Here is a 12,214-nt window from a genome sequence, read left to right on the forward strand (position 1 = left end):
GATGTCCACCGCGGGGACGACCACCTTGCTGACGAGGGTCAAGAGCCGGCTCTTCGTCTCGGCCCGGCGGCGCGCCCGGACCATCCTCGAGGGTGAGTACGCCTCCGTCTTCCACGGCCGCAGCCTCGACTACGTCGACCTGCGCGCGTATGTGCCGGGGGACGAGGTCCGGGACATCGACTGGAAGGCGACGGCCCGGCACAGCGCGCCGCTCGTCAAGCGCTACGTCGCGACCCGCAAGCAGCACCTGCTGCTCGTCGCCGACACGGGGCGCGGCATGGCGGCCACGACCCGCAGCGGCGAGCGCAAGAAGGACGTGGCCATCGCCGCTGCCGGCCTCGTCGGCTACCTCGCGCAGCGGCACGGCGACCTCGTCGGACTCGTGCGCGGCACCGCGGTCGCGACGACGGCGCACCGGCTGCGCGGCACCGAGGCGCACCTCGAGCTGCTGCTGCGCGCCATCGACGCCGCCACCGTCCTCGACGGGGAGCCCAGCGACCTCGCGGCGCAGCTGCGCTGGATCGTGGCCAACGTCCGGCGCCGCACAGTGCTGCTCGTCGTCGCCGACGACCTCGACCTGGGCCCGGAGCTCGACGACCTGCTGCGCCGGCTGCTCGTGCAGCACGAGATCCTCTGGTGCACCGTGGCGGACGCCGACCCGACCGCGATCGAGGGCCGCCGGACGGCATACGACGTGGGGGACCTGCGCACGCTGCCCACCGTGGTGCGGCTCGACCCGCGCGTCCGCGAGGCGTATGCCGCGGCCCTCACCCGACGCGTCGAGCACACCGCGGCCGTCCTGCGCCGGCGCGGGGTCAACCACGCCCGGGTCGGCTCCACCGACGACGTGGTCCCGGCCGTCTTCGCCCTCCTCGAACGGCAGCGCCGTGCCCGCTGACCCGCCCCCGCCCGGCTTCTACGCCCCCGACCCGTACTCCCGGACGTGGCTCTGGGTGGGGGCCGGGCTCCTGCTCGCCGTCGCCCTCTGGTACCTCTGGGTCTGGTGGTCGACGCGCCCCCGGCCGGTGCACGGGCCGGTGGCCGCCACGGGAGGCCGGCTCGAACGGCTGCGGGCCGACTACACCCGGCAGATCGACGTCGTCGTCGCCCGCGCCGACGCCGGCGAGATCTCGCAGCGGCGGGCCCACCAGCAGCTGAGCGTCCTCGTGCGGCACTTCGTCCAGGAGGCGTCCGGCATCGCGGCGCCGACGATGACCCTCACCGACCTCGTGGGTTCCGGCGCCCGCCTCGGCCCCGTCTCGCGCGTCGTCCGGCGCCTCTATCCCGGCGAGTTCGCCCCCCGCGAGGCCGACACGCTGGCCGAGGCGGCGGCCGGTGCCAGGGACGTGGTGGCCCGGTGGAGCTGAGGTATCCCGCCCTCGTGCCCGTCGGACTCGTCGTCGCGGCGGCGGCGGCGTATGCCGTCTACGTCGTGCTGCGACGGCGGTCCCGCGGCGCGGCCGCCCCGGTCGCCAACTCCGCGCTGCTCACCGCGCTGCCGGAGTACCAGCGGGCGATGCGCCGGCACCGGGTGCGGACCGCCATCCTGGTCGGGAGCGCGGCGCTGCTCGCCGGCGGGGCGCTCGTCGGGGCCGCCCGACCCGTCGACACGACGGTGGAGCGGCCGCAGACCCGCAACCGCGACGTCGTGCTCTGCCTCGACGTCTCCGGCTCCATGGCCGACTTCGACGCCGAGCTCGTGCGCACCTTCCGGGCACTCGTGACCGGCTTCCGCGGCGAGCGGATCGGGCTCGTCATCTTCAACGCCTCCGCGGCGACCGTCTTTCCCCTGACCGACGACTACGACTTCATCGCCGACGAGCTCGACACCGCCGAGCAGGCCCTGTCCAACGGCGCGCGCAACGAGGCGTTCTTCGCCGGCACCTTCAACGGCCGGGGGACCTCCCTCATCGGGGACGGCCTCGCGACCTGCGTCACGAGCTTCGACCGGGCCGACACGCGTCGGCCCCGATCGGTCGTCCTCGCGACCGACAACCACCTCGCCGGGCGCCCGATCGTCGACCTCGACGAGGCGGCCGAGCTGGCCAAGGCCAAGGGGGTGCGGGTCTACGGCCTCAACCCCGAGCCGGACGGCCCCGACCGGGAGGCGGCGGAGCTGCGGCAGCTGGTGGACGGCACCGGCGGGCGCTACTACGCGATGTCCGACGAGCAGGCCATCGCCGGCATCGTCGGGTCCGTGCAGGCGCAGGAGGCGGCGATCCTCGAGTCCGCGGCGCGGGCGCTGCACACCGACCAGCCACGGGTGCCCATCGCGCTCGCCGGCCTCGGCCTGCTCGGCGTCGTCGGCGCGAGCCGGAGGTGGCGCCGATGACGGTGCTGCCCGTCGTGCCGTGGCCCCTCCTCGTCGTCGTGGGGGCGGCGCTGCTGGCCGCGGTGTGGTGGAACCCCGCCGACCCCGACACGCCGGGCGAGTCCGGCGCGGCCCACTGGCGGCGCGGCGCCGCGGTGCTCCTGCTCGCCGTTGCCGCGCTGCGGCCCGCCGTGGGCGGCGACGAGGCAGCCGCCACAGCGGCCAACCTCAACGTCTACTTCGTCGTCGACACGACGAGCAGCATCGTGGCCGAGGACTACGGCGAGTCCCGGCCGCGGCTCGACGGCATACGGGAGGACATCGCCGCCATCGCGGAGTGGCTCCCGGGGGCGAGGTACTCGGTCGTCACCTTCGACCAGAGCACGCGGGTCCGCCTGCCGCTCACGACGGACACCACCGCCCTCGAGGCGGCCGTCGAGACGCTCCAGCCCGAGGCGACCGAGGTGTCGCGGGGCACGTCCATCACGGCGGCACGCGCGCGGGTGCAGACTCTGCTCGAGCAGGCCGTGCAGCGGCACCCCGAGCGGGGGCGGATCGTGTTCTACCTCGGAGACGGCGAGCACACGGCGCCCGAGCCGCCCGCGCCCTTCGCCGTGCCGGGGGGGCTCGTGCAGGGCGGGGCCGTGCTCGGCTACGGCACGACCGAGGGCGGCCGGATGAGGTCCACGCGGGCGCGCTACACCTCGTCCGGTGGCTACGTGCAGGACCCGGCGACGGGGGAGGACGCCCGGTCGGTCATCGACGAGGCGGCGCTGCGCGGCATCGGTGCCTCCCTCGGCGTGCCCTACGTGCACCGCGCCCGCGGCGAGTCCGTGGCCCCGGTCGTCGCCGGCGTCGACCTCGACCGGTTCGGCACCGAGGCCGTCGAGCAGGAGAAGGTGCGGACCCGGCGCGAGGCCTACTGGCTGCTCCTCGCCGGCGTGGCCGCGCTCGCGGTGTGGGAGCTGGGCGCCGGCCTCCAGAGCCTGGCACAGACCCGGCGGCGGAAGGGGCCGACGCGATGACGCTCACCCACCAGCAGCCGGGCCACCGCCCCCCGGAGCCCACCGAGCCGCTCCGGCCGCCGGCCCTCTCGCCTGTCCTGCGTCGCCGACGCCGGCGACTGGTGCTCGTGTCGGCACCGCTCGCCGTGCTGCTGGTGCTGCTGGCGGTGCGCCTCGTCCTCCTCGGGCCGGTGCACCACCAGACGCTCACGGCCTACGAGGACGGCGACGCGCGGCGCACCCTCACCTGGGCCGGGCGGCAGGGCTGGCTCAACGTCGTGGAGCGCTTCCGTGCGCCCTTCGCGGTCGGCGACGCGCACATCCTCGCCGGCGACTTCGACCTCGCGCGGCCCTCGTTCGAGGTGGCCCTCGAGCAGGTGCCCAAGGGCGGCATCGACGAATGCCGGGTGCGGGTCAACCTCGGACTGACCTACGAGCGGCTCGGGGACGTCGCCAAGGCCCGCGAGCGGACCGCCGAGTGGCGGCAGTACTACGACAAGGGCATCGAGACGACCCGCAACCGCCCCCCGCTCTGCGACCTGCCCGACGAGGGCCGCGGGACCGGCCAGCAGCTGCGCGAGGCGCAGCAGCGGATGGAGGAGAAGAACGGGGACCGGGCCCCCGACCCGCAGCCGGACGGCGGGACACCGGCGCCGGCACCGCCGGCCCCCGTGCCCGACCCGGGCCGCACGCCGAGCCAGGAGCAGCAGGACGCGCTGCGCGAGCAGCAGAAGCGCAACACCATCGAGCGCAACCAGCAGCGTGGCTCGGACTCGGAGCGGCCGGGGGGCGGGGCGCCCTCCTACCCCAAGCCCTGGTAGGTCCCCAAGCCCTGGTAGGTCCCGGCGGGGCCCGCGACCCGGTCGATGACCGCCGTCATCGGCACGCCCGAGCCGTCGCGGCGGCCCTCGGCGGGGGGCAGCTCGATCGCCACGCCGTTGGCCGCGGCTGCGCGGGCGGGGGTGTTGCCGGCGAAGGCGAGCACGAGCGTGTCCTCACCCTTGAGGAAGCGGTGGCACCGCACGCCGCCGGTGGCGCGACCCTTGACCGGGTACTCGGCATACGACGTCGCCTTGAGCGAGCCGCCCTCGGTGCCCGGCAGGGCGCCGGAGGAGCCCGCCGACGTCACGACGACGGCGTCCCGGGCCGGGTCGACGACGCCGAAGAAAACGGCCTGCACCCCGGGCGCGAGGGTGATCCCGGCCATGCCACCGGCGCCGCGTCCCTGCGGCCGCACCGCCCGGGCCGGGAAGCGCAGCAGCTGGGCGTCGGCCGAGATGAAGACGAGGTCGAGGTCGTCCCGGTCGGCGACGCCGGCACCGATGACCCGGTCGCCGTCCTTGAGCGCGATGACGTCCCACGTCGGGCCCTTGGGCGCGTCCGGCGTGACCCGCTTGACGGTCCCGCCGGCGGTGCCGACCGCGACGACGGGCGCGTCGGGGCCGATGGGCACGATGGTGACCGGTTCCTCGCCCCTGGGCAGGTCGACGTAGGCCGCGAGCGGCGCGCCGCCCGAGAGGCTGGGGGCGCCGTTGGTCGGCGGCAGGGTGGGCAGGTCGAGGGCCGAGAGGCGGACCATCCGGCCGGCGCTCGTGACGAGCCCGAACTCGCCCCGCGCGGTCGTCCTCACGGCCCCGACGACCGCGTCGTGCCGCGAGCGGGCCCCCCCGGCCGGCACCGGGTCGCCGGTCGCCGTGCGGGCGAGCAGACCCGTGGAGGACAGGAGCACCCAGCACGGGTCGTCGGCGACCTCCAGCGGGGTGGCGGACGCCGGCGCCGCCGCGGCCCCCGAGCTCTCGAGGAGCACCGTCCGTCGCGGCGTGCCGTGCGCCTTGGCGACCTCGGCGAGCTCGGTCCCGACGAGGCGCGAGAGCAGCCGCTCGTCACCGAGCAGGGCCCGCAGCTCCTCGATCTGGCGCTGCAGCTCCGCCTGCTCCGTCTCGAGCTCGATGCGGGAGAACTTCGTCAGGCGCCGCAGCTGCAGGTCGAGGATGTAGGTCGCCTGGGCGTCGGAGAGGTCGAAGACGTCCCGCAGCCGCGCCTTGGCGACGGCTGCGTCGTCGGAGCCGCGGATGACCTGGATGACCTCGTCGATGTCGACGATGGCGATGAGCAGGCCCTCGACGAGGTGCAGGCGCTCCTCGCGCTTGGCCAGGCGGTGCGCGCTGCGCCTGCGGACGACGTCGGTGCGGAAGTCGACGTAGACCTTGAGCAGCTCCTTGAGGCCCATCGTGCGGGGCTGCCCGTCGACGAGCGCGACGTTGTTGATGCCGAAGTTCTCCTCCATCGGGGTGAGCCGGTAGAGCTGCTCCAGGACCGCCTCGGGGTGGAAGCCCTTCTTGACCTCGATGACGAGCTGCAGTCCGTGGGTGCGGTCGGTGAGGTCCTTGAGGTCGCTGATGCCCTGCAGCTTCTTGGCCTGCACGAGGTCGCGGATCTTCTCGATGACGTTCTCGGGGCCGACGAGGTAGGGCAGCTCCGTGACGACGATCCCCTTGCGCCGCGGCGTGATCGACTCGATGCGGGCCGTCGCGCGGGTGCGGAAGCTGCCGCGGCCCGTGAGGTACGCGTCGCGGATCCCCTCCAGCCCGACGATCCGGCCGCCGCCGGGCAGGTCCGGCCCGGGGACGAACTTCATGAGGTCCTCGAGGGAGCACGTCGGGTTGGCGATGAGGTGCCGGGCCGCGCCGATCACCTCGACGAGGTTGTGCGGCGGCATGTTGGTGGCCATGCCGACGGCGATGCCCGACGCGCCGTTGACGAGCAGGTTGGGGTATGCCGCGGGCAGCACCGCGGGCTGCAGCTGGGTGTCGTCGTAGTTGGGGACGAAGTCGACGGTGTCCTCGTCGAGCCCGGAGACCATGAGCAGGGCGGCGTTCGCCATCCGCGCCTCGGTGTAGCGGGCGGCCGCGGGGCCGTCGTCGAGCGAGCCGAAGTTGCCGTGGCCGTCGATGAGGGGCAGCCGCAGCGTGAACGGCTGGGCCATGCGCACCAGGGCGTCATAGATCGCCGCGTCGCCGTGCGGGTGGTACTTGCCCATCACCTCGCCGATGAGCCGCTGGCTCTTGACGTGACCACGGTCGGGCCGCAGGCCGAGCTCGTTGGCGCCGAAGAGGATGCGGCGCTGCACCGGCTTGAGGCCGTCGCGGGCGTCCGGCAGGGCACGCGAGTAGATGACGGAGTAGGAGTACTCGAGGAAGGCGTTCTGCATCTCCTCCTCGACGTCGATCCCGACGATCTTCTCCTCGAAGTCCTCCGGAGGGGGAGTGGTCGTGCGGCGGGCCATGCCGAGCTCGGCTCCTTGGGTGGGGAGATTGGGTGGGGGAGATAACGCCCCATCATCCCCCAACCCGACCAGGGCGCCGCCGCAGGCTCGCCGTCAGAAGCGGCCCCAGTGCGTCACCTCGTCGACCCCCCGCCGGTGCCGGCGCAGGCTCGGGCTCCTCGGGCCAGGCAGCGCGTGGCCGAGCGCCACGACGCCGACGATGCGGTGGCCGCCGGGGATGCCGAGTGCCTCGTGCACGGCCTCGTGGGCCTGCGCCGGGACGCCGAAGAGGAGCGCGCCGAGCCCTTCGTCCACGGCGGTGAGCAGCAGCAGCAGGCTGGCCATGCCGGTGTCGACGTCCCAGTAGGGAACCGGCCAGCGAGCCTCGTCGCGGTCGGTCCAGCCCTTGTCGGGCGCGGCATACCGGTCGAGGTAGGCGTGCTTGTCCGAGCAGCAGACGATGAGGACGGTGGCGCTGCGGACGCCGTCCAGCCAGGCGCTGGCCGGGGCGTCCTCCGTGGTTGCGGACGCCCAGAACACCTCGCGCTCGGCCGCCGAGCGCAGGACGACGAAGTCCCAGCCCTGGCTGAAGCCGGCGCTCGGCGCCCGGACGGCACTCTCGAGGCAGCGGCGCAGCGCCTCGTCGGGGACGGGACGATCGGGGTCGAACCGGCGGACCATCCGGCGCCGGCGGACCACGTCACGGAACTCCATGCCCTCACCCTGCCGCACGTGCTGCACCCGGCCCGGTGGCGGCGCGCGGAAGTGGCCACTCGACGTGGTCGTCGTGCGCGGAAGTGGCCACTCGACGTGGTGACGCAGGATCGCGGTCGGGGCGACATGACACCATGAAGGCATGTCGGACGGCGGGCAGCGCGCAAACCTCGGCCAGCTCGGATCGGTGGCTCATGAGCACGGCCCGCCCGAGCCGGTGCCGCCGGTCGAGTGGGAGGCGGACGTGGTCCTCCGGGACGGCACGGTGGCGCACGTGCGTCCGATCACCCCCGCCGACGGCGACGCGCTGCGCCGGTTCCACAACGCCCAGTCGCCGGAGTCGGTCTACCTGCGCTTCTTCGCCCCGCTGCGCGAGCTGAGCGACCGCGACGTCCACCGGTTCACGCACCTGGACTACCACGACCGGGTGGCGCTCGTGGCGACCCTCGGCGGCGAGATCATCGGGGTGGGTCGCTACGACCGGGTCGGTCCGAGCGAGGCCGAGGTGGCGTTCAACATCTCGGACCACTACCAGGGCAAGGGCATCGGCTCGGTGATGCTCGAGCACCTCGCGGCCATCGCCCGGGAGCTCGGCATCACGAAGTTCACCGCGGAGGTGCTGCCGCAGAACCGCAAGATGCTCACCGTCTTCAAGGACGCGGGCTACGACGTGCGCCACCGCATCGAGGACGGGGTCGTCCTCGTGTCCTTCGACATCCTGCCCACGGAGCAGTCCCAGGCCGTGCAGCTCTCGCGGGAGCACCGCGCCGAGTCGCGCAGCGTGCGCACCATCCTCTTCCCGGAGCGGGTGGCCCTGATCGGGGCGAGCCGGCGGCAGGAGTCGATCGGCAGCCTCGTGCTGTCCAACCTCGTCGCGGCCGGCTACCAGGGGGAGCTCTACCCCATCCACCCCGAGGCCGGCGAGATCCAGGGACTGCGGGCCTACCGCACCGTCTGCGACGCGCCCGGCCCCATCGACCTCGCCGTGGTCGTCGTCCCGGCGTCGCAGACCCTCGACGTCGTGCGGGACTGCGGCCGGGCAGGTGTCAAGGCCCTGCTTGTCCTGTCCTCGGGCTTCGCCGAGGCGGGCCCGGAGGGCGTCGTGCTGCAGGAGCAGCTGCGCCGGGAGGCCAGGCTCGCCGGCATGCGCGTGGTCGGCCCCAACAGCTTCGGGCTGATCAACAGCGACCCGGCCGTGCGGCTCAACGCCAGCCTCGCCGCCGTCATCCCCCCGGCCGGACGGCTCGGCCTCTTCGCACAGAGCGGCGCGCTGGGGATCGCCGTGCTGGCCTCGGCCGCCCGTCGCGGCCTCGGCATCTCGGTCTTCGCGTCCGCCGGCAACCGCGTCGACGTCTCCGGAAACGACCTCATGCAGTACTGGATCGACGACGCGAGCACCGACACGGTGGGCCTCTACCTCGAGTCGATGGGCAACCCACGAAAGTTCTCCCGCATCGCGCGGCACCTGTCGCAGGTCAAGCCGGTCGTCGTCGTCTCGTCCGGCGTGTCGAGCTTCGCCGCCCCGCCGGGGCACCGGACCCGCTCGACCAACGTGCCGCCCCAGGCCTTCGACGCGCTGCTGCACCAGGCGGGCGTCATCCGGGTCGAGAACATCCACCAGCTCTTCGACGTCGCCCAGCTCACCCTGCACCAACCGCTCCCGCGCGGGCCCAAGGTCGCCATCGTCGGCAACTCCGACGCCCTCGGGGCCCTCAGCGCGTCGGCGTGCCTCAGCTGGGGGCTCGAGGTGACGCACGGCCCGGTGTCGCTGCTGCCCCAGGCGTCGGCCGAGGAGTTTGGCCAGGCGCTCGACGCCGCCTTCGTCGACCCACAGGTCGACAGCGTCGTGGCCAGCTTCATCCCTCCGCTCGTCACCCTCGACGAGGACGTCATGGGGGCCGTGCGCACCGTCGTCGCTCGCCACGACAAACCGTGCGTGGCGACCTTCCTCGGCATGCGCGGCGTCGCGGGTGACCTCGGCTACGAGCAGGAGGACGGCACGAGCCGGTCGGTGCCGGCCTACCAGCTGCCCGAGGACGGCATCCGCGCGCTCAACGCGGTGACCCGGTATGCGCTGTGGCGGGCGCGTGATCGCGGCACGCCCGTCGCGCCCGTCGGCATCGACCGCCTGCGCGGGGAGGCGCTCATCGACGCGGTGCTCGTCGAGGCGCCCGAGGGACGGGCCCTCACCCGGGAGGAGGCTCGCCAGCTGCTCGCGGCATACGGCATCCGGCTCTGGCCGGCGATCCCCGCCAGGACGGCCGACGAAGCCGTCGCGGCGGCGGAGGAGCTGACCTACCCCGTCATCCTCAAGTCCGACTCGCCGGTCGTGCGCCACCAGCCCGGGCTGGCCGGGGTCCGCGGTGACCTCGTCGACGCCGACGACGTCCGCGAGGCCTACTGCTCGCTCACCGAGCGGCTCGGTCCCATGGGCGACCGCTTCCTCGTCCAGCGCATGGCCGTGCCCGGGGTGTCCTGCGTGGTGCGGGCCAGCGAGGACCCCCTCTTCGGCCCCGTCGTGAGCTTCTCGGTCGCCGGACCGCCCACGGAGCTGCTCGGCGACATCGCCCACCGCATCCCGCCGCTCACCGACGTCGACGTCGCCGACCTCATCAGCGGTGTGAAGGCCGCACCGCTGCTCAACGGGCACCGGGGCGCCGCCCCCGTCCACCGGGCGGCGCTCGCCGACCTCGTCGCCCGGCTGTCGGTCCTCGCCGACGACCACCCCGAGCTCGCCTCGGTCGACCTCAACCCGGTCAACGCGTGGACCGGAGGCGTCGACGTGCTTGGGGCCGAGGTGGTCATCCGGCCCGCCCTGCTGCGCAAGGACTCCGGGCGCCGCCGGATGACCTGACCGGGGAGGTTCCGGAAGGAGTGCAAGGATGGGGGTCATGCGTCGCCTCTCCCCGGACTCCGGTCGGGCCCTGCCCGAGGACCTCACGCGGGCCATCACCCATGCCGGCTACTACCCGTCGCTCGTGTGTGACGTGGTGGCCTCGGCCATCGCGGGCGACGACGTCGTCTCGCACCTCGTGCACCAGGAGACCACCTTCGACCAGGACGCGGTGCGGCGCCACGTCACGGTGCTCGTCATCACTCCGAGCCGCCTCGTCATCGCCCACGCAGACGACCACGCCGAGCCGGGGGCCCAGCTCCTCGCCACGGCCACGACCGAGACGGTCCCGCTCGCCGCGGTCCGCGGCGTCATGCTCACCCACGTCGTCGCCGAGCCCGAGACCTTCACCCCCGGCACCCATGCCCGCGACATCACCCTGACCCTCGGGTGGGGCGCGGTGAGCCGCCTCGACCTCCTGCCGGCCCAGTGCGCCGACCCGGACTGCACCGCCGACCACGGCTTCGAGGGAACCCTCGCCTCCGACGACATCAGCCTGCGGATCAGCGCCGCAGCCGACGGCGAGGCGGCCGTCGACGGTGCCCTCGCGTTCGCCGGGGTGCTCTCCGCGAGCATCGGCGCCGGCCGGGCGCCCGTGCCCGGGCAGTGACGGACACCTCCCCACCGGCAGCCGCGGCAGCGGCTGCCGCGGCTGCACCCACGGCGCCGGACTGGTCCGCCGGCTCCCTCTCGTCACTGCTGCCGGCGGTGGCCGCTCGCCTGGGCGTCCCGAGGTATGCCGGGTCGGACCTCTTCGACCTGCCGCCGGCACGGCGCACCGTCGTCGTGCTCGTCGACGGCCTCGGCTTCGACCTGCTCGGGCGACGCAGCGGGCACGCGCCGTTCCTGCGCGGCCTGCTCCCCGTGGCACGGCGGATCCCCTGCGGCTTCCCGTCGACGACGGCCACCTCCATGGGCAGCTTCGGCACCGGTCTGCCGCCGGGAGCGCACGGCCTCGTCGGTTTCTCGGTGCTCGACCCGGACACCGACCGGCTGCTCAACGAGCTGTCGTGGGAGGACGGGCCCGACCCGTTTCGGTGGCAGCCGAACGACACGGTCTTCCAGCACGCCGACGCCGCCGGGGTGAGCGTCACGCGCATCGGGCCGGGCTTCTTCGACGGGTCGGGGCTGACCAACGCCGCCCTCCGGGGCGGTCGGTTCACCGCCGCGGAGAGGCTTGACGACCGCGTGGAGGCGTCGCTGGCTGCCGTGCGCGCCGCGCGGCGCAGCCTCGTCTACCTCTACTGGGGTGACATCGACAAGATCGGCCACGTCCACGGCTGCGAGTCGTGGCAGTGGGGAGACGAGCTCGAGTCGGTCGACCGGGCCCTGTCCACCCTCGTGGCCGGCGTGCCCGACGACACGTCGGTCGTCATCACGGCGGACCACGGCATGGTGGACGTCCCCTTCACGGAGCGCGTGGACCTCGCCCACGAGCCGGGGCTCATGGACGGGGTCCGGCACCTCGGAGGCGAGTCACGCAGCCTGGCGCTCTATCTCGAGCCGGGTGCGCAGGAGGCGGTGGCGTCGGCGTGGAGGGAGCGCCTGGGGGAGAGGGCAACGATCCTCACGCGTGAGCAGGCCGTCGACGAGGGGTGGTTCGGCCCGGTGCGTGCGCGGGTGCTGCCCCGCATCGGCGACCTGCTCGTCAACATGCGGGGCACCTTCGCGGTGGTGCACTCGGGGCTCATGCGCCCGGAGGTCGTGCGGCTGCTCGGGCTGCACGGCTCCTCGAGCGAGGCCGAGCTCGCCGTCCCGGTCATCGCCGTGCCGCCGCGGCGGGGGTCCTAGCCGCAGGTCCGGCCCGCCCGGGCCGAGCCCCGCGACCGGCGAGCGTGACTCACTGCGGCCTCCGGCCGAAGACGATGTCGTCCCAGCTCGGCACGCTCGGTCGACCGGACCTCCGGCCGGTCGGCTTGCGCGGCGGGGGAGCGGCGCCCTGGGGCCCCGTTCCCGGGTCGTCGGCGCCCTGGGCGGCCGGGTCGTTCGAGACGGTCTCGTCGGAGGCCGGCGGACCGGCGTCCTCC

At 74.2% G+C, this 12,214-nt stretch carries 10 protein-coding genes and 1 pseudogene; 8 read left to right on the forward strand and 3 right to left on the reverse strand.

From position 1 onward, the window contains the following. Window position 1: 1 nt before the first annotated feature. Genes VFJ94_RS12555 through VFJ94_RS12575 form a run of 5 tightly spaced genes read left to right on the forward strand, consistent with a single transcriptional unit; the run spans window position 2 to window position 4,136 of the window. On the forward strand, window positions 2-898 hold the full coding sequence (locus tag VFJ94_RS12555; RefSeq protein ID WP_325004554.1) for a DUF58 domain-containing protein: 897 nt from the start codon (window positions 2-4) through the stop codon (window positions 896-898). Further along, entirely contained in the window at window positions 888-1,367 is a 480-nt protein-coding gene (locus VFJ94_RS12560; protein ID WP_325004555.1) for a hypothetical protein, read from the forward strand. The genes VFJ94_RS12555 and VFJ94_RS12560 overlap by 11 nt, the downstream gene beginning before the upstream one ends. Beyond that, window positions 1,358-2,332 (forward strand): VWA domain-containing protein, encoded by a 975-nt coding sequence (locus tag VFJ94_RS12565; RefSeq protein WP_325004556.1) that lies wholly within the window; start codon window positions 1,358-1,360, stop codon window positions 2,330-2,332. The genes VFJ94_RS12560 and VFJ94_RS12565 overlap by 10 nt, the downstream gene beginning before the upstream one ends. Further along, entirely contained in the window at window positions 2,329-3,336 is a 1,008-nt protein-coding gene (locus tag VFJ94_RS12570; protein ID WP_325004557.1) for a VWA domain-containing protein, read from the forward strand. The genes VFJ94_RS12565 and VFJ94_RS12570 overlap by 4 nt, the downstream gene beginning before the upstream one ends. Then, window positions 3,333-4,136 (forward strand): tetratricopeptide repeat protein, encoded by an 804-nt coding sequence (locus tag VFJ94_RS12575; protein WP_325004558.1) that lies wholly within the window; start codon window positions 3,333-3,335, stop codon window positions 4,134-4,136. The genes VFJ94_RS12570 and VFJ94_RS12575 overlap by 4 nt, the downstream gene beginning before the upstream one ends. Here VFJ94_RS12575 and VFJ94_RS12580 read toward each other — a convergent pair. After that, window positions 4,118-6,601: a DNA topoisomerase IV subunit A gene (locus VFJ94_RS12580; RefSeq protein ID WP_325004559.1), complete on the reverse strand. Its 2,484-nt coding sequence runs from the start codon at window positions 6,599-6,601 to the stop codon at window positions 4,118-4,120. The two genes, VFJ94_RS12575 and VFJ94_RS12580, sit on opposite strands and share 19 nt — an antisense overlap. A gap of 93 nt (window positions 6,602-6,694) precedes the next feature. Then, window positions 6,695-7,294, reverse strand: coding sequence for a nitroreductase family protein (locus VFJ94_RS12585; RefSeq protein ID WP_325004560.1), 600 nt, complete (start codon window positions 7,292-7,294; stop codon window positions 6,695-6,697). A gap of 142 nt (window positions 7,295-7,436) precedes the next feature. Between VFJ94_RS12585 and VFJ94_RS12590 the strand changes: the two genes are divergently transcribed. Genes VFJ94_RS12590 through VFJ94_RS12600 form a run of 3 tightly spaced genes read left to right on the forward strand, consistent with a single transcriptional unit; the run spans window position 7,437 to window position 11,978 of the window. Continuing rightward, a complete protein-coding gene (locus tag VFJ94_RS12590) occupies window positions 7,437-10,148 on the forward strand; it encodes a GNAT family N-acetyltransferase (protein WP_325004561.1) in 2,712 nt (903 codons plus the stop codon). A 37-nt stretch (window positions 10,149-10,185) separates the two neighbouring features. Further along, complete coding sequence (locus VFJ94_RS12595) at window positions 10,186-10,797, forward strand: DUF5998 family protein (RefSeq protein WP_325004562.1); 612 nt, start codon at window positions 10,186-10,188, stop codon at window positions 10,795-10,797. Then, complete coding sequence (locus VFJ94_RS12600; RefSeq protein WP_325004563.1) at window positions 10,794-11,978, forward strand: alkaline phosphatase family protein; 1,185 nt, start codon at window positions 10,794-10,796, stop codon at window positions 11,976-11,978. Before VFJ94_RS12595 ends, VFJ94_RS12600 begins: the two co-directional genes overlap by 4 nt. A 49-nt stretch (window positions 11,979-12,027) precedes the next feature. On the opposite strand, the pseudogene VFJ94_RS12605 reads toward VFJ94_RS12600, so the two are convergent. Further along, window positions 12,028-12,214: pseudogene (locus VFJ94_RS12605) on the reverse strand (hypothetical protein); the annotation flags it as partial.

It is taken from the genome of Intrasporangium sp. (assembly GCF_035688975.1).
GTDB lineage: Bacteria > Actinomycetota > Actinomycetes > Actinomycetales > Dermatophilaceae > CALMNV01.